The following is a 22,180-nucleotide window of genomic DNA, read 5'->3' as shown; positions in this document are numbered from 1 at the left end:
TCATTTACAAGATCTCAAGATAGAAATAATTTTTTGTTGTGTTGTATTTGATTTGTAGTGATAAAGAATTGTACCTAAAACTGTTTGATTGTATTTTTCCAAAATTATATTGGCTGAGTCTTTAAGTTTAACTTTCTTACCTCCAATATAAAAATCTGGATACTGGGTGACGATAATTATTTTTGTGAGTTTTTTCGACTGTTTTAAAGCCCGTAAAACCTCAATCCCTCCCTGGGCTTGATCGTGACCTTTAATTTTATCCTCAGCCCCATCGCCAAAAGTTGATAATGCCATATCAAGGATTATAAGATCATAATTATTCTCCATAACATCGAGAACTGCATTGCTAACACAGTCTATAACTTTAGGAAATTCACCTAAAGCTTCTTGTACGCAATCTTTGAGCTCATCGCGCTTGTGAACTTCATCCTCAACCAACAGAATTTTCATTCTAATACCCCTATCATGGCTTCTTCATTAGCAGTTTCAGCATGAATTGAGAAACCAAGCTTAAGTTCGAATTTTGAATCATCTGATTTGCAGCGTAATGTATGATTTGTTTCATATTGGCGAGTAATAAATTTAATTTTTTTAATCCCAGTATAACCTTCCGTAACCATATCAATACCAGTTTCCCTAGATTCTATTGCATCATATATTCTACTTTTTGATCTAACATATTCCTCTTCTAAAACAATTGAAGTTATATCAATAGAAACCAAATCCAAGTTAGAGTTTTGATTTGGCTTTTCTACGTTGACATCTACTTTAATTTTTTTATTTTCCTCGCCATGTTTTTGGGCATTTGTCAACAACACCGCCAAACAATCATAAAGTCTATGTACACTGATTCCCGTATACTTCACGTCAACACCATTTCCAGAGAAGTCTAATAAATCCACTTTATTATGTTCCATGAGTATGATTTGACATAAATCTTTAATTGAGGCGGAAATGTAACCTGTTTGCGGAACTTGGAACCAATCAGCCACTTTTTTAAAAACCTCATTAACTGCTTGATGCAACTCAGATTTAATTTGTTCTTCAGTTGAGCCATGGTTTCCAGAAAAATATTTATCTATAGAGCCATATGCCTCTTGGAGAAGTGTAGTTTTAATAAATCTTGCAGCATTTTCAAGTTGCGGGGTTATTTGTTTCCAGCAAAATGAAATTATTAACTCATTCAATAATTCACTTCCACCGGCTGATCTTATAGTAGATGTTAATCCTCTAATATTTTCTTTTGTTGTGGGATCATCCATATCAATAACAGCATTAAAGAGGGAGTTGCTTGACTTAAACTGCAGGTGATCTCTTCTTAATTTATCAATAATTTCTTTGTAGGATGACATCCATGAATCAACGATTCTACGCATTTGTAGATGTCCCATAAAACTACTAAACTCTGGCTTTCTTAATACTGCATCTACTGTGTCAGTAGTAACACCATCCAGTGTATTGTGCCTAATTCGTCGACCAAGATATGATTGAATTCCAAATTCAGTGTTTAGGCAGAACTGTTCAAATGCATCTTTCGCAATTTGAGCAATCAAATACTCTTCTTGATCATTTAATTGAATAATTATTATATTTTTATCTTTGTGAGCTGTGATCTCAGTTTTATAATTAGTAATAAGTGAACGATATTGCTCAGTTGAAATGGTTGGGTTGCTATCAAGCCATTTTTTCATAGATACACTATCAACATACATTCTGCTGCTGTCAAAATATTGTTGCAATTTTGATAGTTTTGATCTAGTGGTAATTGCGTCTGCCTGTATTATAAACTCTAGTCTATTCAGTTTTTTCCCTACAGCTCTAAGGATATCTCCTCTGATTTTTGATGCCTCCGAGGCATTTTTTATCAGGTTGTACATTTTCTCCAGAGTGATTTCATCTAGAGATGCCACAATATAATTAGCAACCTGAGGAGAGTCCTCTAAAAGATAATTTATGAAATTTAAAATTGACCCATTATGATAATGTTTTACATGTTCAATAAAGTCTGCTCTAAACTCGTAATCTATATCTGGGTCAATAGATTTTTTTCTGAACAATGCTAAAGCCAGAACTGATACTAAATTTTTATTTCCAGAGCACGTAATAATTAAAAATTTGTTCATCTCCTCTTCAGTCAACAAAGTGTCAAGAGCTATCGTATTTTCAAAAATAAACTTAACATCATTATCGGAAAGTTCAAGAATGTTATTTCTATTTCCTATAAACTTCAAAAATAAGTATGTTCGATAAAATGTATCTAGAGTTATCGGGAACTCAGTCTCAACATTTGTAATTGATGAAGAGGTTAGTAACAATTTATCATTAAATGACTCTGATATTGTATAGATCTTTCCATTTATTATTTCCTCAAGTAGCCTTGCTCCAATTACTCGATCAAATTTATTTCTGTATTTAGCATACTTTTTTACCTCAAGGAATGCAGATGAAGTTCTATATAGATCCATTGAGGGGTAACTATCGGTAGCTTGAGATGCATAGTATTCCGTTACGATATAATTATCATTAACCTCCTCGGAGGGCTCTTCAATAATACTAGCTATAGCTTGAATAATATCTTCATTTAATTTCTGTATTAATTCTTTATAAGGCCCGCTTAAGCTATCTTTCAGATTAAAAATCACAATTATTGAATAAATTGTATCCATAAGGCTTGATTCAGTAGCTCTAAGTAAAAAACCAGCCACATCATTTTCATCTAGTGGCGTTGGTATAAAATTACTTAAGGTTATTGCTTTTCGGAAGTCGCCATTGATTTTTCCGATTAGACCATTAATCCTTCTTTGAGAAATTACAAATAGTGATATTTTTGAGCTAAGATTCTCAAGCGCACTAAAATGCATTCCAACATTGTCTCTATGACCAATTTCGTCTTCAATTTTACTTACAGTCTCAACCTGATTTGAATTTAAATCTCTCGAGCTTCGTAGATATGCTAACTTATAGGAAAGATAATTAGAGGCACCATATTTCTTACTAATATTGAGCATATGTGCTAAGGCATCATCTGAACTCATGCTATTTAGGTGAGCTAATGGTCTCATTAAATCCAATATATCAGTCACTGTTTTTGACATGGAATTTAGATAGCCAACTGTATAATTTACCTCCCCCCTCCAATCCAGATTAGGAAATGCGTTGATAGTAAATAAATCATTGCTTTGTCTTTTTTTATCAAATATGTGCTCACTAAGCAATCCTCCTGGACCTTTCATTAATGCTCCCACAATAATGCTGTCATGAGGATTATTTTTTCTTCTAATGTTTTCTGCATCAATTGATGTTATTGTGTGTTTTGAGCTATAACCTCTTAGTTGATTTCTTTTTTCTACATTTTTAACCATGTAGATCAATTTATATATATCTGCTGTTCTAGAAATTTTAGGTTTTTTGAATTTGTTTTTCATCATTTCCCTCAAGCCAAATAATACTTTTATTTCGCAAATTAAATTTATTACTAATATTACCATCTATTACTGAACTGTATTTAACCTAGTGATTGGGTTTCTAAATTTACTTTAGCATTCAGTCTTGGTGTAGTTTGTATTTTCTGGTCATTAGGTCTTTATGCCTTCTAACAGCGGCTGGTACATAGTCACCCCTCAAACAGATCGTCTGTTTACTTTTCGAATTCCACTCTTCCCCAGCTGATCCAACCTCAACACCGTCGGCCTGTGATACACCGGCAAGCGCTTGTCGAGATAGGCAGGCGCAGCTTGCGGCCAGCCTCCATAAGGTGCCTGGTGCGTTCTGTTCCAGGTCTCCCGTCCAGCCCGAATCAGTGCCATCTGCTGCATCCGGACACCATGGAACCCAGGCATCTTCCAGATCTGCTGAATCAGGAGTGCTAGATCATCAGTTCGTTCGGACCTGGTATTGCCTGATCCACGACTCAAGGCCAGCATCCCCGTGAGCAAGCTATCGTAACGCGCCTGCGTGCATTCCCAGGTCCAGTGCCTGCCACCACCCGTGTTCTGGCTATGTTGCTTGTGCAGCAACACATATTGATCCTCCCACTGCAGCCGCTGGCGTTTATTGCGCGCATCCTGGAGTTGCTCCCTGGTATTGACCAATCCTTCCCCAGGGGTGACCAACAGCCACCACAACAGATGAGTGATGTGCTGGTTATCCTGCGGATACATGATCAGCGTGGCATTGGCTAAGCCTTTGGCTTTGCGTCGGGTGCGTGTGTGCTGTGGCATATCCGTGCCATATAACGCAGCAAACTTGTTGGCCAGTGCCTCCGCCTTCTCCAGCGCCACGATACCACTCGTCCAATAGCGGCTACCTCGTTGCACCGTTTCCAGCATCAACCGCATCGTCGCACTCTTGCTGCAGGCGATACGGACATAAGAACGACCTTCAGGAATACGCTCCAGCAATAGCATCAGACAACCTCCAAATCAATCAATGTCTGATGTATAGAGACGAGATCGGATGAACGAATGAGATCAATACAGATCGCTTAAAACCCAGCAAAAAAATCACTACGCAAGGCATGGTGAAGCGCTGCAAGGGGGCCTTGCAGCAGTAGTGTGCTAACAGCACACAAAAGTAAAGTGCGAAGCACACTACTAGAGATTCCATACAACAGACACTCAACTCCCGATGGCTGTCCACCGTGGACAGCCATCGGGCACATGGCGCACGCCCCGATCACCGCCTCCCCATGGCACCCCCACTGCAAAAAAAATCACCTCCCCAGCCGAATTCCGCCAACATGGTAGCTATACCTAATAGGTCCAATAAAACAAGCGAAGTTTATCGTTGTGTACCGCCATCATCGAATCCGCCATTTGTGTTATCGGTTGAGAAGAGAGATGTGCGCCAACACACTCTCTTCGAGATCGATAAACGTCTACCAGTATCAGGGTTGCCACCCTGATACTGACGTTACCCGTAGCCGCGTGCCCGTAATGGGGCTGGCGCGGCTGCAACGGGCGCTTCAGGGGGTAACGCCCCTGATTCGACCTAATCCGCAGCCTCCATAGGCTGAGATTGGGCGACACGGAAACGGGCCTCCAGGCGACTGGAGTCACCCTGATACGAGCGAAAGGAAGTATGGAGCGCGCGCAAGCGATCTCCAAAGCCTTCCCCAGGGGGTGCCTGAAAAGGTATTACCTGTGCCACAACCGAGGGCGTCAGCACTTGAGTGATCAAGTGAGCAAAACGGGAGAAGTCCTGGTTTTGCGGCACTCAGGGACGCAAGTCTCTGAGGTCGGCGAACAGCTTAAGCGGCAAAAGCACCTGATCCTGTGAACCAGGGAGTCGGTGCGAAGTGGAGGCATGCAAGCCATTGTTCAGCGCAGCAGTCGCTGGATGGTCAAAGTTGGAAGTTAACAGGTGAGTAAGCGCAGGGACTTTGGAGTCTCGCCCGCGCCGAAATCTGCAATGAAAGAGAGATACTCTCTAGCCTGTTTAACGAGACGGTGGCGTGTATGACCGCAGTAGCAAGTATCTAACGTGGGAACCTCTTGACGGCGGCTGGGTGGCACCAGTCGTAGCAGCCGGAGCACCGATCAAAGTGCTGGCAAGAGGGGGAGCGTTGTTGAGTATTGAGCGGTCGCAAGACCAAAGCGCATGACGGGGATTTGACCGAATCCGCATGCGCACAGGTGCAACCCTGACAAGAAAGACGGCAGGTAGCAGTGAGACGTCAAAACGGATTGGCTTCCGTATCGATGGTCAGTTGGAATCACCCTGGCGGGTGTGACCAATGTAAAAGGTGTGAGTAGTACCAGGTGGTGGGAATTGGCGTTCTCATCATCCCAAGGGCTGCGTCCAAGTTACCAATAGTGGGTAACTCCACTATTGGTAACAGGCAACTATTGGTAACAGGTATTTGTATCTGGCATTCTCATCCCCGGGTTTCGGCCCGGGGTTCTTTAGCTATTCGACTGCGTGAAGGATTGACAGTATATTCTGTTCGTTTGATTGATAAGCGCGTGGTCTATGATCCATCAACATCAACTTGCAGGGCTGATTCAACGCTCCCAAGCGTTTCAGCAGGCCATCATTGAGCATGCCAACCAACTTGATGAGCCTGATGATCGCAGGCTGAAATTGGTGTTACAGGCTGGTTACTTGACCATAGAGCACTCTGTGGCTGCATTGGGACTCATCGCCGATGAATTCATTCCATCAGGCATTGCTTTGTTGCGCGTTCAGTTCGAGAGCTTGGTGACAGGCATCTGGCTGTTGCATGCTGCATCAGATAGCTGGGTGGAGAAGCTGGCAGAGCCGTTAACGCACGATGCCGCCAAACGAGCCAACGAAGGCTTGGGAATGACGGAAATGCTCAAAGAACTCGAAAGCCATCCATCATCACCTCGGCATATTGTGCAGCAATTGCAACAATATAAAGCCGTGACCTGGAAAGCCATGTGTAGCTTTGTGCATAGCGGCATCCACCCGTTGAGTCGAGGTCAGGCTGGGTATCCGGTTCAATTGATCCATGATGTTGTCAGAAACGCAAATGCGATCAGCGCCCTCAACCTTCAACTCATCACGTTATCTACACATCCTCACTGCATGCCAATCGTCAGAGCGCTGCATGAGCAGTTCTCAGATATTTTGCCGATCATTGATACCCCAACCTCTGCTCCAACACCCGAATGTCAACGCTAATCACGCCACCATCATTTCAATGATAGGCACCTCCACGTCGATCGCAAACCCCTGCATAGCCTCGAACAATGCCTTCCTCGGAAACTGGCGACTGCCATAGCGACGTCCCACACCCCCGCCAGCATGTCCGGTCAATGCATCATGCACATCTTCGCCTATCCCGCATTCACGGCAGATATCCTTGAAGCCATGACGGAAGGAATGGAAAACCTTGCGTTTGTCGGTCATGCCGATCACGTCCCTGGAGTATTGGCTCCACCACTTGCTCCAGCCCGCTGAGTATTTGCCACGTTTATCCGGGATAAGCTCCGGAAAGAGCTTGCTGTGCTGGTCTGCTTTGCAGCGTTGCCAGTAGCGGATGAAGCCTGCGTCGATGAGCTTGGCATGGATGGGGACGATACGGCGCGAGCTTTCTGTCTTGAGGGTTTTATTGCCCGTGCCGTCATCGCTGATGTCACTGATATGAATGTAGTAGCCATACACTGCATCGTGCTGGATATCGCTGACATTGAGTTGGGCCAGTTCCTCCAGCCGAGCGCCGGTGAAGATGCCTAGCAGTGGTATCCACCGCGCTGCGGCGGCACCTGAGCGTTTGCTGGGGGTGAAGTCCCCCTGGTAGAGCGCGGAGCCTACGATGGTACGAAGGTCTTCTGTGCTGTAAGGCAGACGGGAGACCTGCATCACTTTGGGCTTGGGCACGGTAATGCGACTGGCGGGGTTCCTGGGCAGGAGTTCCCGGTCTGTCGCCACCTGTAGCAAGGCGCACAACAGGCCTAGTTTCTTCTCGACGGTCTTGGGCTGGAGAGATTGCAGGAGATGATCACGGTAAGCCAGCACCATGGCGCGGGTGATCAGGCAGATATCCTGTCCGGCTTCTGGATGAAAGGCCTTGAATTCCTTACGCACGGCATTGAACGATACCAGGGTGGAATATGGCCGGTCTTTGACCTGTTGTTCCCATAAGGTATACAACGCATCCATGGAGGTTCTGCTTCCTGAGAGATGGGCTTCGGTCTGGGAACGATATGCCTCTACTGGCACATACGCCGAAGTCGGCACCTGCTCGCCTTCATGGCGACGCTTGACGACCTCATGCGCAGCAGACACCGCATTGAGGAACTCATAACGCAGCTTGCGATAAAGCGCATCCCCAGGGCTGACCTGCAAGCCATTCAGATGCAGAAACGTGGTCAAGGCCGGATCGACTACCTCCGTCTGTGCCCGGGCACGGGCTTCACGCAAGAGAGGATCGACTTCCTGCAAGTTTACCGCGATGTCGTCATACGACACGTCAGCAAAGCCTTGCTCTCTATCCTGATCATTACTCAATACCACCGACTGTATCCAGCGCTCACAGACAGAACGAATCAGCTCCGGGGTCAGTGTCACCGGCACAATAGGCTTCATCTTGGGTAGCCGTTCACGCTCACGGGCCAGGGCTGTCTCAAAGGCCTGATCCAGTTCAACGGCACGCAGACGCGCCAGCTTGACCGCTTCACTGCGAATGGTCGTGCCTAGACTATGACGGATTTCTTTACGATGCTGAAACTGCGGGATGACGGCTAAAGGCACCTTGCGCCTAAACCACCAGGTAGAACCGCGTAATTCGAGATACTTCTCTGAGGACATATCGCACAACTCTCCAATGTAAAGTGGAACATTGAAGTGTAGCGATCAGGTCGGATTATCTGATTGATCCCAAGGACTTACTGAGGAATCAACAGCTTATCAATGACTTGGCGGAGAGGGAGGGATTCGAACCCTCGACAGAGTTGCCCCTGTGCCACCTTTCCAGGGTGGTGACTTAAACCACTCATCCACCTCTCCGCAAAACGAGGCCGAATTATATATAAATATCCGGAACAGACCAAGTGTTTTGGCTAAAAACGCTTATTTTTATGATGCAATCTATTTGATAAAGTTGCCAAAAAATCATAAACGCTGCCAAATCATTGCGTTATCAATGAGGTAGCGCTCAGCCATTACGTAACAACTGCAAAGCCTGATCCAGGCGCTCAACGCCCTTAACCTCCATGCCAGCAATCGCCTGTTTAGGCAAGTTAGACTTGGGCACAATGGCATGAGTAAAACCAAGCTTGGCTGCTTCGCGCAAGCGCTCTTGTCCGCGCTGGACTGGGCGAACCTCCCCTGCCAAACCGACCTCGCCAAACACGATTAATTTATTGTTCAGGGGTTTGTTTTTCAGCGAAGAAACAATAGCAAGCAATACGGCAAGGTCTACCGCAGGCTCGCTGATTCTCACACCGCCCACGGCATTGATGAATACATCCTGGTCGAAACAGGCAACCCCGGCGTGACGATGCAAGACGGCAAGCAACATGGCGAGCCTGTTTTGTTCCAAACCAACGCACAGGCGCTTGGGGTTAGGCGCATGGGCCTCGTCAACCAATGCCTGCACTTCCACCAATAAAGGCCTGCTACCTTCCTGCGTCACAGTAATGCAGGAACCTGCCACTTCTTCGGCATGGTGCGACAGGAACAAGGCGGAAGGATTGCTGACTTCGCGCAGGCCTTTTTCCGTCATGGCAAATACTCCCAACTCATTTACCGCACCAAAGCGATTCTTGAAAGCCCTCACCAAGCGAAAGCTGGAGTTCTGGTCGCCTTCAAAATACAACACAGTGTCAACAATATGCTCCAGCACACGTGGCCCGGCCAATGCGCCTTCTTTGGTCACATGACCAACTAGGATCATGGTGACGCCAGCCTGCTTAGCAAAACGTGTCAGTTGCGCGGAACACTCACGCACTTGTGCCACGGAACCAGGAGCAGACTGCAAAGCCTCGGAATACATGGTTTGTATGGAGTCGATGACCGCAACTTCGGGTTTGTGTTGTTGCAAGGTAGCGAGAATTTTTTCCAGGCTGATTTCGGCCAAGAGCTCTACCGGCCCGGCGTCCAGGCCTAATCGCTTGGCACGCATGGCAATCTGCTGTGCGGATTCCTCACCTGACACATATAACGCCTTACGTGCACTGCTGATATGGCATAAGGTCTGCAACAGCAAGGTGGATTTACCGATGCCTGGATCACCACCAATCAACACTACACCACCAGGTACCAAGCCACCACCGAGGACACGATCAAACTCATGGATACCTGTTGGATGTCGTGGCACATCTGCCGCTTCGACATCAGCGAGCTTTTGCAAGCCACTGGATTGGGCAAGAGCTGCGTAGCGGTTCTGACTGGTGGTAGTTTCTACCACGCTTTCAACCAGCGTATTCCAGGCCATGCACGAAGGGCACTGCCCTTGCCACTTTGGGGTTTGCCCACCACATTCGGTGCAGCTATATACCGTTTTTGCTTTTGCCATCAGCCCGTCACCTTGAACACTACACGTGGCGCCACGGCACACAATAATTCATATCCTACCGTACCAGCTGCTTCTGCCACGGCATCCACGGGGACCACCCCGCCCCACAGCTCAACAACACTACCAACACCAGCATTGGGCAAGTAAGTGATATCCGCAACCAGCATATCCATGGAAACACGGCCCAGCGTTTGTGTCAGCTGCCCATCAACCGCGATAGGCGTGCCATTGGGGGCATGGCGTGGATATCCATCTGCATAACCACAGGCGACAATCGCCACCCTGGTGGTTTGTGTAGCGGTAAATCTAGCGCCATAGCCGAGAATTTCCCCAGCCTCCAGGGTTTGGACTGCAATTACCTCGCTCGTGAAGTGCATGACCGGCTGCAAACCGAAACTGGCAGCCGTCACACCCGTTACCGGTGTGGCACCATAAAGGATAATACCTGGCCTGACCCAGTCGCGATGCGCTTCTGGAAAGCGCAGGATAGCGGCCGAATTGGCCAAACTTACGGGATAAGATGCTCCTGCAGTTGCATCATCGAACACACCTAACTGGCTAGCGATACCGTGCTCATCATCAGCTGTCGCAAAATGCGTCATCAATTGAATAGCAGCTACCCCGAGGCAGGCTTCAAGCCGTTGCAAAGCGGCCTTATATGCCTGCGGCTTAAATCCCAGGCGGTTCATGCCACTGTTCATCTTGAGAAACACGGAAATAGGCTTTGCCAGTGTTGCAGCCCTCGCCTCCAGCATGGCGAGTTGCGCATCATGATGCACCACAATGCTAACGTCATGCATGGCAGCAGCATCTAACTCATCTGCGCTGAATACGCCCTCTAATAGCAATAACTGCTGGCTATACCCCGCTTCACGCAAAGCCAATGCTTCACCCAGGCGTAACACGCCAAAGCCATCAGCATCTTCCAGGCCAGGAGCAGCACGCAACAAACCATGTCCATAGGCATCTGCCTTCACTACAGCCAATATCTTGGAAGCAGGCGCATGACGCCGCACCAATTGTAAATTATGGCGCAAAGCGCCTAGGTCAATTGTCGCCTTGGTTGCGCGCATGCTTACTCGTCATAGTTATCGTGATATTGCCCGACGAAATTCTCAAAGCGGGTATTTTCGCCAAGGAAGGTCAAACGTACGCGCCCAATTGGGCCGTTACGTTGCTTGGCGATGATAATCTCAGCGGTGCCTTTATCGGGGCTATCCGGGTTGTAGACTTGATCGCGATAGATGAACAAAATCAAGTCAGCATCCTGCTCAATCGCCCCAGATTCACGTAAATCTGACATGACCGGGCGCTTGTCCGGGCGCTGCTCCACGCTACGGTTGAGCTGTGACAAAGCAATCAAAGGAACATTCAGCTCTTTCGCCAAAGCCTTGAGCGAACGAGAGATTTCAGAAATTTCCGTGGCACGGTTCTCACTCTTACCACCTGTGGATGTGCCGGTCATCAACTGCAAGTAGTCAATGACGATCAAGCCAAGCTCACCTACTTGCCGGTGCAACCGGCGCGCACGTGCGCGAACTTCAAAAGAACTGAGGCCTGCGCCTTCATCAATAAAGATAGGCGCCTCATTGAGCTTGCCCAGCGCCGTTGTCAAACGCACCCAGTCTTCATCCTCTAGGTTACCGTTACGCATTTTATGCTGGTCAAGCTTGCCGATGGAACCAATCATACGCGTCACGAGCTGTGTGGCACCCATTTCCATGGAGAATACCGCCACAGGCTTACCAGTATCCAGGGCGACATTCTCGGCAATATTCAGTGAGAAAGCAGTCTTACCCATGGATGGGCGCCCTGCCACGATAATCAAATCGCCCGGCTGCATACCTGATGTCATGCCATCAAGATCAGCAAAGCCGGTAGGAATACCCGTCACATCGCTGTGATTGTCACGTTGATAGAGGTAATCAATGCGGTCAGCCACCTGAGGCAACAGGGTTTTCATATCCAGAAAGCCCTGCGTAGAGCGTTTGCCCCCTTCGGCAATCTGGAAAATCTTGGCCTCGGCCTCATCCAGCAATTGCTGGGCATCACGTCCCAGGGGGTTGTAAGCACTCTCGGCAATATTGGAACCAACTTCAACCAGCTTGCGCATCACAGACCGTTCACGCACGATTTCGGCATAACGGCGAATATTGGCTGCAGTCGGCGTGTTCTGGGCTAATGCCGCGAGGTACGCCAGGCCCCCCACGCTGGAAAGCTCAGCAGAGTTTTCCAGCGACTCTGCTACCGTGACGATATCGGCAGGCCTGCTACGCTCGAACAGGCGGCCGATATGCTGAAAAATCAGCTTGTGGTCATGTCGGTAAAAATCATCAGGCCCGAGGACATCCGCGATGCGATCCATCGCTTCATTTTCAAGCAGCAAGCCGCCCAATACGGATTGCTCGGCCTCTACGGAATGCGGGGGAAGTTTTAAGGATTCTAGTGTGTCATCAGCCATGGCGCATTATAGCAATTAGGCTTGCGGCTTGGTGCTGCACCGCAACATAAGTCGTCGACAAAAAACAAAAAGGGCTGCCGAAGCAGCCCTTTCAATGGCGTAAAAGCCTTGTCTAATCTTATTCGCCGAGTACGGAAACCGTGATTTCAACGACAACATCGTGGTGTAGCGCGATGTTGATTTGGTGATCACCAATCACCTTCAAAGGACCGTCTGGCAGGCGAACTTCAGACTTAGTAGTCTCAAAGCCTTGAGCAGTCAGGGCTTCAGCAATGTCACCTGTGGTCACAGAACCGAACAGACGACCATCCACACCTGCCTTTTGAGAAACCTGCAGCAGGAAGCCAGCCAGCTTTTCGCCACGCTTTTGTGCAGCAGCCAATTGCTCAGCCTGTTGCTTTTCCAGCTCTGCACGACGCGCTTCAAATTCAGCCTTGTTAGCTTCAGTTGCACGCTTAGCCTTGCCTTGAGGGATCAGGAAGTTACGGCCATAGCCATCCTTTACCTTAACGATGTCACCAAGATTGCCCAGATTAACTACTTTTTCCAACAAAATAATTTGCATGGTGTCACCTCTTAGTGCTTGTCAGTGTATGGCAGAAGAGCAAGGAAGCGAGCGCGCTTCACTGCAGTAGTCAGCTGACGCTGATACTTGGCCTTGGTACCAGTAATACGAGCTGGGATGATCTTGCCGTTTTCGTTGATGAAATCCTTCAACAGATCAGCATCCTTGTAATCCACTTGCTTGATGCCCTCTGCCGAGAAACGGCAGTAGCGGCGGCGTTTGAACATGTCACGTGCCATGATAAAAACCTTTCAGATAATTCTTTCTAATGTTTGTATATGCAATACCAGTTGCGAGCTTTTGAGACTGCGCTTTGCCAGAAACCCGGTGACTTTCACCTGGGTGCCCGCATTGATCTCCTGCACTTCCAGTGCCAGCGGCCCCATGGCCACACTGGACACATCGCATTCAACCTTGCGCTTCATTCCCGCTTCGACCTGTTCAGATAAATGCTTCAGGACGAAACTCAATACTGGTATTCCTGCTGGGGTATATCGCAGTTCGGCTACTTGCGCGAACTCGCCACTCAACTCCAGCCTGTTTAAACTCACTACTTAAGCTGTAGCTTGCTCTGCTGCAGGTGCAGCATCATCCTTAGCCAACAATGACTTGGACTTCTCTTCCTTCATCATTGGGGATGGTGCAGTCACTGCTTCGCTAGTATTCAGTGTCAGGTGACGCAATACTGCATCGTTGAACTTGAATGCGTGCTCAAGCTCATCAAGAACTGCTTGGCTAGCTTCAATGTTCATCAGCACGTAATGTGCCTTGTGGATTTTCTGGATTGGGTAAGCCAGTTGACGACGACCCCAATCTTCCAGGCGATGGATGGTACCGCCATTGGAAGTCACGAGGGTGCGATAGCGTTCAATCATCGCTGGCACTTGCTCGCTTTGGTCCGGATGGACGATAAAAACGATTTCATAATGTCGCATAGAAACTCCTTTTGGATTAACAGCCTCCCGTATGCGCAACGGTAAGGCAAGGTGGAAAACCCGCAACTATAGCTAAAAAATATCAATTAATCAATCACAACCTACATTGCACCATGCCCCTCACAATAACGCCCCACATACTAAAATTGTCTATTTACTCAGAATTGAATAGAATCATTAGGATTGAATCTGGTCATTATATGCAGCAAGCTGTTCGGATTGACATGCCAGCTTACGCCAATACCCCAACACACGCGATGACCAACCCACTTTAAAAAGATTACCAATAAACCTATAAGCCGCAATGACAAACCCAACAAACTGTCCGGTCTGGCATGACCTTAGCGCCCATTATCAAGAAATCCTCCCCCTGCAAATGCGGGATATGTTTACCAAGGATGGGCGTCGATTTGAAAAATTCTCCCTGAAATCCGAAGGTTTGCTGCTGGACTATTCCAAGCATCGCATCACCGATGAGACATTGCCGCTGCTATTCAAGCTGGCACGTGACTCCAAGGTAGAAGAATGGCGTGACCGCATGTTTACCGGCGAGAAGATCAACTTCACCGAAAACCGTGCCGTATTGCACACTGCCCTGCGCAACCGCAGCAACACACCTATATATGTTGACGACAAGGACGTCATGCCCGAGGTCAACCGTGTGCTGGCGCAAATGCGCAAATTCAGCGAAGGCATCCGCTCTGGCACATGGAAAGGCTATTCAGGCAAGCGCATCACCGACATTGTCAACATCGGCATCGGCGGCTCTGATCTTGGCCCAGTCATGGTATGCGGCGCTCTCAAGCCTTATGCTCAAGCTGGCCTGAACGTCCATTTCGTTTCCAATATCGATGGCACCCACCTTGCACAAACACTGGAGCAATGCGATCCAGAAACGACGCTATTCATCGTCGCCTCGAAGACGTTCACCACCCAAGAAACCATGACCAATGCGCACTCCGCGCGTCAATGGTTCTTGCAAGCAGCTAAGGATGAAGCACACGTTGCCAAACACTTCGTTGCCATTTCCACCAACGCAAATGAAGTCAGCAAGTTTGGTATTGATGCTGACAACATGTTTGAATTCTGGGACTGGGTAGGCGGACGCTACTCACTCTGGTCTGCAATTGGATTGTCGATTGCCATTTACATCGGCATGGATCACTTTGAGGAGCTACTGCAAGGCGGCCATGACATTGACCTGCATTTTAAGAACACGCCACTGGAACAAAACATTCCTGTGATCATGGGCTTGCTGGGCGTCTGGTACAACAACTTCTTTGGCGCAGACAGTGTCGCCATCCTGCCCTACGACCAAGGTTTGGCACGCTTTCCTGCTTATCTGCAGCAAGCAGATATGGAAAGCAATGGTAAATTCGTTGCCCGCGATGGCCGCATCGTGCAATGCACCACCGGCCCTATCATCTGGGGCGAGGCTGGTACCAACGGCCAGCATGCGTTTTACCAACTCATCCACCAAGGTAATCGCCTGATTCCCTGCGACTTCATGATGCCGCTGGAAAGTCAATACAGTGTGGGCAAAGGTGGTAACGAACATCACCTGATCTTGCTTGCCAACTGCTTCGCACAAACCAGCGCCTTGATGCAAGGCAAAACATTGGATGAAGCCAAGGCTGAACTGGTTGCCCAAGGCCTCAGTGGCGAAGAACTGGAAACCTTATTACCTCACAAGGTGTTTGAAGGTAACCGCCCAAGCACCACAATCTTGTTCGAGAAGCTCACCCCTAGGATGCTGGGCAAGCTGATTGCCATCTATGAGCACAAGATATTTGTGCAAGGCATTATCTGGAACATCAACTCCTTCGATCAGTGGGGCGTGGAGTACGGCAAGCAAATCGCCAAGAAGATCCTGCCGCAGCTAGACGATGGCAAGGAGTCCACCGACTATGACAGCTCCACTAACGGACTGATGAACTACTTCAAGTTCAATAAATAATACATTGATCTAAAAATAAAAAAAGCCACGAATATTCGTGGCTTTTTTATTGCAGTGTCTAGGTAGTGACTAGCTGGACTATTTACTCCAAACCAAACTTCTTACCAAGAAAACTTGCACTGACGCTTGCACCCAATCGTTTTGCAAAGCGATCTGCCAAGCCCTCCTTGGCGGTAAAGTCCACCAAGTTCTCCTGCTTGATCACTTCACGAGCAACATAATCAGAGCTACCAAAAGCATCAGCCAAGCCCATCTCTACACTGCTCTCACCACTCCAAAATAAACCACTAAAGGTTTCTGGTGTTTCCTTGAGGCGCTTACCACGCCCTTCACGCACAACGGTAATGAATTGCGCATGGATCTGGTCCAGCATCTGCTGTGCAAATTCCTTATGCTTAGGATTGACAGGAGAGAATGGATCTAGCATGGCTTTATTGCTACCAGCTGTCATCAGGCGACGCTCAACGCCAACTTTCTCCATAACCCCAGTAAAACCAAAACCATCCATCAGCACACCAATCGAACCTACGATGCTGGCTTTGTCGACATAAATCTTGTCGGCTGCAACAGCAATGTAATAACCGCCTGAAGCACAAATATCCTGCACCACGGCATAAACCGGAATATTGGGATGCAGCTTACGTTGACGCTTGATTTCATCATTGATCATGCCCGCCTGTACTGGGCTACCACCGGGGCTATTGATACGCAGGATGATACCTTTGGTGCCTTTGCTATCGTAGGCAGACTTCAAGCTGGCAATCACGGTATCCGCATTGACCACATCATCGCTGCCAATCACGCCATTGATATCGATTAATGCCGTATGCTCGACCGAGGCGCTAGACCCTTCACTCCAACCTGTGACATAAAAAAGCACGACAAACAGGTAAAGGAACCCAAGCGACTTGAAGAAAATGCCCCACTGCCGTGAACGCCGCTGCTCTTTGACCGAAGCCAAGGCAAGCTGATGCAATGTTTCACGCTCCCAGTTGGAGCCATTAGGATAATTGTCAGACATTCGTTAAGTTTTCCAGGTTAATCAATATTTGCTGTCCCAATTCCTGCACTGGTACAGAGCGCAGCTTACGTCCATGGCATGGACCTGCAACACAAAAACCAGTTTCAGGCCGGAAATGCGCACCATGAACCGCACAGATCAGGTATTGCCGGGTGAAATCAAAAAATTCGCCATGATTCCAATCCAACTCCACCGGAACATGGGCACATTGATTGACGTAGGCATAGACCTTGCCACCAAACCTGACTACAAATCCAGTGACATACTGGCCCAGCTCAGGCAGATCGAAGCGCACACCATTACCTCCATCTACCAGATCCCGGCTCAAGCAAATCAGGCGTTCGTTTCCAGCCATTGGCCGAGTGTAGCAAAATCATCGAAATGCGCCAGCGGAGAATGCGCTAGCAAGCGCTCTAGAGGATGTGCACCATACGTCACGCCTAAACTAGCCACCTTGGCATTCTGCGCCATTTGCAAGTCAAAGCTTGTATCACCAATCATCAGGGCGCGTTCAGGCTCGACGCCGAACTCATCCATTAATTCAAGAAGCATTTGTGGATGCGGCTTGGATTGGCACTCGTCCACGCAACGCGTTCCATGCATAAACTCCTCCAAGCCACTGTGTTCCAAGGCGTGATTTAAACCACGACGACCTTTACCCGTCGCCACAGCGAGCATGTATCCTTGCTGATTAAGCTTGGCAACCGTGTCATATGCTTGGTCAAACAATACAACATCATCCTGATGCGCACTGTAATGTACATTGTAACGGGCCGCCATCTGCTGGATTTGTTCCTGGCTAATCACGCCGAATAACTGCTGAATGGCTTCTCTCAACCCCAAACCGATAATGCTGCTGGCAGCTTCATTCCCCGGATCAGGCAAGCCCGCCTCAACAGCCCCTTTACGAATACTATCGACAATAATCTGCGTAGAATTGGCCAGCGTGCCATCCCAATCAAACACAATCAGGTCAAAACGCTTAGTCATGCTTAGACTCCGCGCTTAACACCTGAACAAATTTCTCAAGTTCCTTCGGTAATGGTGCGATTAACTTCAATTTTTCTCCATTCACTGGATGTCGTAAATTCGTTTCGGCAGAATGCAGGAACATACGTTTTAATCCGCGTTTTTGCAGGGATTTATTGAGGGAGAAATCTCCATACTTATCATCCCCCGCAATCGGGAAGCCCAGATGCGACAATTGCACACGTAATTGATGTGTGCGGCCAGTCACAAGCTGAGCCTCCAGCAAAGTAAACTCACCAAGCGGTTTACGCAGGTAAAAAATAGTTTCTGAGTCCTGCCCATCATCCTGCACTGCTACTCGGCGCTCACCACTCGAGAGTACAAACTTATGCAAAGGCAGCTTGACTCGACGCTTCTGGTCAGTCCACTTCCCATGCACCAGTACCAGATAGCGCTTGTCAGTCTGGTTGTTACGAATGGCATCATGCAGGTTAACGAGTGCAGCACGCTTTTTGGCCAGTAACAGCACACCGGAAGTTTCCCTATCCAGGCGATGCACCAGCTCAAGAAACTTGGCATGAGGACGCTCCAGGCGCAACTGCTCAATAACACCACGACTAATGCCGCTGCCGCCATGCACTGCAAACCCTGCAGGCTTATCAATGACCAACAGAGCCTCATCCTCAAAAATAATGGCATCATCAAACTTTGATACCTGGGGCTTGGCCACAGATTCTGCCTGCGGCGGCTGCGCCATGCGCACAGGAGGAACACGTACCTGGTCACCTAGATTCAACTTGGCGCTGGAATCAACACGCTTACTATTTACACGCACCTCACCACTGCGCAGGATGCGATAAATATGGCTTTTAGGGACACCTTTGAGGATTTTGGCCAGGAAATTATCAATTCGTTGACCTTCACTGGCTTCATCTACGGTAAGCAGGTTGACAGCGGCGGGATTAAATTGATTTCTTGTTTTGCTTAAATTAGTCATCTCACCTATACTACGACCATCTTGAGGTAAATGCGCTAAGCGCTTCTTCAAGAATGACAACTGGAATGAAAAAATACCTTGGTTAACTCGCTCGCCAATGAACATCAAGTAGCGATTTGCAATAAAAATGCGCTCTAGCCGCCGCAGACCAAATAGCTCATGTGGCGCATCAGCCCAGGATATACTGAAAAAATAGCATATTAGCCGATAATGACGGCTAATCCGAGACAGAAATAGACGTACCGGGGTTTAGACCCAATAGTTTACGAAAGCTTTCGTTAACAAATTCAAGCTGATACCGTGGCACAACGGTATTAGAAAATCTTTTTCCGGGTGGCCCAAGACGACACCTCAAAACTGCACTAAAACGCACATTAGGAAAAAGCAGCCTGAAGGCAAAGAACTGCCTAGGTGAAAAATTGAGAAACTATTGCTTCGCGTTACCTCCTGCGGACTTTGATCTGCTCGTATCGTGTTGTTATCGCCTGCCTACATTGAGCAGGCGCATACATTGAAGTTTCAGTCATACCGCTGCTGCCCCAAAGCCACGGCCTGCTACCCGCTTGAAGAGCGCGGGAGCCCACAATGAAACGCATGCTATTTAATGCGACGCAATCAGAAGAATTACGCGTCGCGATTGTCGACGGACAAAAACTTATCGATCTCGACATCGAGTCCGCCGGCAAAGAACAGCGCAAAAGTAATATCTACAAGGGTGTCATCACCCGTATAGAACCATCCCTTGAAGCCGCCTTTGTCAACTATGGCACTGATCGTCATGGCTTCCTTCCCTTCAAAGAAGTCGCTCGCAGCTATTTCCAGAATGATGGCGATGCAGGCCGTAGCCCACGCATCCAGGATGTACTGAAAGAAGGCCAGGAACTGATTGTTCAGGTCGACAAGGACGAACGCGGTAACAAAGGCGCGGCCCTGACGACGTTTGTGTCATTGGCAGGCCGTTACCTCGTATTGATGCCTAACAACCCACGTGGCGGTGGTGTTTCTCGCCGGATTGAAGGCGAAGAGCGTAACGAATTGCGCGACACCATGGCGCAATTGCAAGTACCAAGCGGCATGAGCATCATTGCCCGTACCGCTGGTATTGGCCGTAGCGTGGAAGAGCTGCAATGGGATCTGAACTACCTGCTGCAACTCTGGACTGCTGTAGAAAGCGCTTCCACCATCCAGAGTGGCCCTTTCCTGATCTATCAGGAAGGCAGCTTGGTTATTCGTGCTATCCGCGACTATTTCCAGCCTGACATTGGCGAAATCCTCATTGATACTCCTGACATTCATGAACAAGCTATCCAGTTCATGAATCATGTGATGCCTAATAATGTGTCACGCGTCAAACTGTATCGCGATGAAATACCGCTATTCTCACGCTTCCAGATCGAACACCAGATCGAGTCCGCATTTGCCCGCGAAGTACGTCTACCTTCTGGTGGCGCTATCGTCATTGACCACACCGAGGCACTCGTATCGGTTGACGTCAACTCTGGCCGCTCCACCAAGGGTAGCGACATTGAGCAAACGGCATTCAATACCAACCTGGAAGCTGCGGATGAAGTGGCCCGCCAATTGCGCTTGCGCGACTTGGGTGGCTTGGTCGTCATCGACTTCATCGATATGGAAAGCCAGCGCAACCAGCGTGAAGTGGAAAACCGCCTGCGCGATGCACTGCACCATGACCGTGCCCGCGTACAGACCGGCAAGATCTCGCGCTTTGGCCTATTAGAGCTTTCCCGCCAGCGCCTGCGCCCTAGCTTGGGTGAAAGCAACCATATTCCTTGCCCACGCTGCCATGGCACCGGTCATATCCGTGGTATCGAGTCGACTGCATTGCACATCCTGCGCATCACACAGGAAGAAGCCATGAAGGAAAACAGCGCCATCATCCAGGTACAACTGCCTGTCGAAGCCGCTACATTCCTGCTCAACGAAAAACGCTCTGAAATCCACAAGATTGAGCAACGCATGGGCGTACAAGTGGTGTTGATCCCCAATATCCACATGGAAACTCCTAACTACAACATCCTGCGCATCCGTCACGATGATGTAGAAGAAACTGGCCGTGCCAGCTATGAAATGGTCGAACTACCATCTGACACCATTGAAACCGCTATTGCACAGGCTCCCAAGCCTGCCAAGCCAGAAGCAGCCGTCAAGGGCATTACTCCGGCTTCACCTGCCCCAGCGGCCAAGGAAAAGCCAAGCAGCACCTCCCTGCTCGGTCGCTTCAAGTCCTGGCTGGCAAGTGTTACTGCGACCAAGCCAGAAACTAAGCCACAAGAAGAAAGCCAGCGGCGCGACAATGGGCGTAACCAGCAGCGCCGTAACAACAACCGTCGCAATGAGCGTAACGGCAACGATCGCAATGGCAACAATGAGCGTCAGCCGCAGAATGAAGCTCGCCAGGAACAGCGCAAAGAGCAGCGCGGCAATCAGCAAGAGCGCCGCCAGCAACAGCCTGAACAGCGGACTCAGCAGCCTCGCCAGGAAAAAGCAGAGCGTCCAGATCGTAACGAGCGCCAGCCTAAGCCGCAACAAGCGCTGGCAACTCCAACCGCCCAGACAGACGTAGCTGTAGAAGCAGGCCAGGAGCAGCGCGGTAATCGTCGTGGCCGCAATGGTCGTCGTGAGCGCCAGCCACGCAACGAAAATGCGAATCGCGAAAACCGTCAACAAGCGGCAGAAGATGTGCGTATTACCGCTGAGGCCGTAGCTCCAGTGGAGGCACCAGTGCCAGCGGAGGCGCCCAAGGCAACTGTAATCGCTGAAACCGCCCCTACTCCGGTCGTGAAGGAAAAGGCTGAAGCAGCGCCAGTTGAAACCACAACAACGCCTGAGACGCCAGCAGCATTGCCAACGACAAAAACAGAAGCGGCTGCTGTTGAGGAAAACCTGACCTTAGTGGAGACCGCCCCCAAGCAAGCGCCAGCAGCAGAGAAGACATCCGCCAAAAAGCCTGCCGAAGATAAGGTATCTGCAGCCGCCGAGCCAGCCAAAGCGACTGAAGATGCACCTGAGGCTGCTACAGAAACAGCTGCAAAGCCTGAAAAGAAGCCGCGTGCACCACGTCGCCGCAAGGCTGAAACAGAAAAGCCAGCTGACTTGGCAGACTCAGGCTTGCAACTGGTCGAAACCAAGGCCGATGCAGCTCAAGCCGCAGCTCCTGTAGAAGAAGCACCAGCGAAACGTGCGCCACGCAAATCCGCAGCATGGCAGCAAAAAGCCGCCAAGGATGAAGCTGGCAGCGCAGAACTGGTTATGGTAGAAACACAGAAGTAAAA

General features: G+C 48.9%; 18 protein-coding genes and 1 tRNA gene. 3 read left to right on the top strand and 16 right to left on the bottom strand.

The features are described from left to right. The 3 genes from ACIKP9_RS02630 to ACIKP9_RS02620 all read right to left on the bottom strand — a co-directional run bounded on the left by ACIKP9_RS02630 (nucleotide 1) and on the right by ACIKP9_RS02620 (nucleotide 4,406). Nucleotides 1–450, bottom strand: a complete 450-nt coding sequence (locus ACIKP9_RS02630; RefSeq protein WP_400878929.1) for a hypothetical protein — start codon at nucleotides 448–450, stop codon at nucleotides 1–3. Beyond that, complete coding sequence (locus tag ACIKP9_RS02625) at nucleotides 447–3,428, bottom strand: hypothetical protein (protein ID WP_400878926.1); 2,982 nt, start codon at nucleotides 3,426–3,428, stop codon at nucleotides 447–449. Before ACIKP9_RS02625 ends, ACIKP9_RS02630 begins: the two co-directional genes overlap by 4 nt. 192 nt (nucleotides 3,429–3,620) lie before the next feature. Continuing rightward, a complete protein-coding gene (locus tag ACIKP9_RS02620; RefSeq protein ID WP_400878923.1) occupies nucleotides 3,621–4,406 on the bottom strand; it encodes a hypothetical protein in 786 nt (261 codons plus the stop codon). Between the two features lie 1,564 nt (nucleotides 4,407–5,970). On the opposite strand from ACIKP9_RS02620, the gene ACIKP9_RS02615 reads away from it, so the two are divergent. Next, nucleotides 5,971–6,645 carry a DUF6988 family protein gene (locus tag ACIKP9_RS02615; RefSeq protein WP_400878920.1) on the top strand — a complete coding sequence of 225 codons (675 nt, stop codon included), beginning with the start codon at nucleotides 5,971–5,973 and terminating at the stop codon, nucleotides 6,643–6,645. On the opposite strand, the gene ACIKP9_RS02610 is transcribed toward ACIKP9_RS02615, so the two are convergent. The 9 genes from ACIKP9_RS02610 to rpsF form a co-directional block, all read right to left on the bottom strand. Beyond that, on the bottom strand, nucleotides 6,646–8,274 hold the full coding sequence (locus ACIKP9_RS02610) for a DUF6538 domain-containing protein (protein WP_400878918.1): 1,629 nt from the start codon (nucleotides 8,272–8,274) through the stop codon (nucleotides 6,646–6,648). 108 nt (nucleotides 8,275–8,382) lie between these two features. Next, nucleotides 8,383–8,472 (bottom strand) — tRNA-Ser (locus tag ACIKP9_RS02605). A 148-nt stretch (nucleotides 8,473–8,620) separates the two neighbouring features. Then, on the bottom strand, nucleotides 8,621–9,982 hold the full coding sequence (radA, locus tag ACIKP9_RS02600; RefSeq protein ID WP_400878916.1) for a DNA repair protein RadA: 1,362 nt from the start codon (nucleotides 9,980–9,982) through the stop codon (nucleotides 8,621–8,623). Then, nucleotides 9,982–11,055 carry an alanine racemase gene (gene alr, locus ACIKP9_RS02595; protein ID WP_400878913.1) on the bottom strand — a complete coding sequence of 358 codons (1,074 nt, stop codon included), beginning with the start codon at nucleotides 11,053–11,055 and terminating at the stop codon, nucleotides 9,982–9,984. The genes radA and alr overlap by 1 nt, the downstream gene beginning before the upstream one ends. 2 nt (nucleotides 11,056–11,057) lie before the next feature. Then, entirely contained in the window at nucleotides 11,058–12,443 is a 1,386-nt protein-coding gene (gene dnaB / locus ACIKP9_RS02590; protein ID WP_400878910.1) for a replicative DNA helicase, read from the bottom strand. Nucleotides 12,444–12,561: 118 nt separating this feature from the next. Next, on the bottom strand, nucleotides 12,562–13,008 hold the full coding sequence (gene rplI / locus ACIKP9_RS02585; RefSeq protein ID WP_400878907.1) for a 50S ribosomal protein L9: 447 nt from the start codon (nucleotides 13,006–13,008) through the stop codon (nucleotides 12,562–12,564). An 11-nt stretch (nucleotides 13,009–13,019) separates the two neighbouring features. Then, nucleotides 13,020–13,247 (bottom strand): 30S ribosomal protein S18, encoded by a 228-nt coding sequence (gene rpsR / locus ACIKP9_RS02580; protein ID WP_230341869.1) that lies wholly within the window; start codon nucleotides 13,245–13,247, stop codon nucleotides 13,020–13,022. 12 nt (nucleotides 13,248–13,259) lie between these two features. Beyond that, the gene (priB, locus tag ACIKP9_RS02575) at nucleotides 13,260–13,559 is read right to left on the bottom strand and encodes a primosomal replication protein N (protein WP_400878904.1); all 300 of its coding nucleotides are present in this window, start codon (nucleotides 13,557–13,559) and stop codon (nucleotides 13,260–13,262) included. 3 nt (nucleotides 13,560–13,562) lie between these two features. Further along, nucleotides 13,563–13,943, bottom strand: coding sequence for a 30S ribosomal protein S6 (gene rpsF / locus ACIKP9_RS02570; RefSeq protein WP_230347105.1), 381 nt, complete (start codon nucleotides 13,941–13,943; stop codon nucleotides 13,563–13,565). A gap of 304 nt (nucleotides 13,944–14,247) precedes the next feature. Here rpsF and pgi point away from each other — a divergent pair, with 304 nt between their 5' ends. Continuing rightward, the gene (pgi, locus tag ACIKP9_RS02565) at nucleotides 14,248–15,900 is read left to right on the top strand and encodes a glucose-6-phosphate isomerase (protein ID WP_400878900.1); all 1,653 of its coding nucleotides are present in this window, start codon (nucleotides 14,248–14,250) and stop codon (nucleotides 15,898–15,900) included. An 82-nt stretch (nucleotides 15,901–15,982) separates the two neighbouring features. Here pgi and ACIKP9_RS02560 read toward each other — a convergent pair whose 3' ends face one another. The 4 genes from ACIKP9_RS02560 to ACIKP9_RS02545 are packed head-to-tail and all read right to left on the bottom strand — an operon-like array spanning nucleotide 15,983 to nucleotide 18,887. Continuing rightward, complete coding sequence (locus tag ACIKP9_RS02560) at nucleotides 15,983–16,921, bottom strand: S49 family peptidase (RefSeq protein WP_400878897.1); 939 nt, start codon at nucleotides 16,919–16,921, stop codon at nucleotides 15,983–15,985. Continuing rightward, complete coding sequence (locus ACIKP9_RS02555) at nucleotides 16,914–17,276, bottom strand: Rieske (2Fe-2S) protein (RefSeq protein ID WP_400878894.1); 363 nt, start codon at nucleotides 17,274–17,276, stop codon at nucleotides 16,914–16,916. The genes ACIKP9_RS02560 and ACIKP9_RS02555 overlap by 8 nt, the downstream gene beginning before the upstream one ends. Then, entirely contained in the window at nucleotides 17,255–17,911 is a 657-nt protein-coding gene (locus ACIKP9_RS02550) for an HAD-IIIA family hydrolase (protein WP_400878892.1), read from the bottom strand. Before ACIKP9_RS02550 ends, ACIKP9_RS02555 begins: the two co-directional genes overlap by 22 nt. Next, nucleotides 17,904–18,887 carry an RluA family pseudouridine synthase gene (locus ACIKP9_RS02545; protein ID WP_400878890.1) on the bottom strand — a complete coding sequence of 328 codons (984 nt, stop codon included), beginning with the start codon at nucleotides 18,885–18,887 and terminating at the stop codon, nucleotides 17,904–17,906. The genes ACIKP9_RS02550 and ACIKP9_RS02545 overlap by 8 nt, the downstream gene beginning before the upstream one ends. 585 nt (nucleotides 18,888–19,472) lie before the next feature. Here ACIKP9_RS02545 and ACIKP9_RS02540 point away from each other — a divergent pair. Then, nucleotides 19,473–22,178: an Rne/Rng family ribonuclease gene (locus tag ACIKP9_RS02540; RefSeq protein ID WP_400878887.1), complete on the top strand. Its 2,706-nt coding sequence runs from the start codon at nucleotides 19,473–19,475 to the stop codon at nucleotides 22,176–22,178. The last annotated feature ends 2 nt before the right edge of the window (nucleotides 22,179–22,180 follow it).

It is taken from the genome of Methylobacillus methanolivorans (assembly GCF_044751345.1).
Lineage (GTDB): Bacteria > Pseudomonadota > Gammaproteobacteria > Burkholderiales > Methylophilaceae > Methylobacillus > Methylobacillus methanolivorans.
Note: the sequence above shows the minus strand (reverse complement) of the source record. Positions and strands in the feature narration are given on the sequence as shown.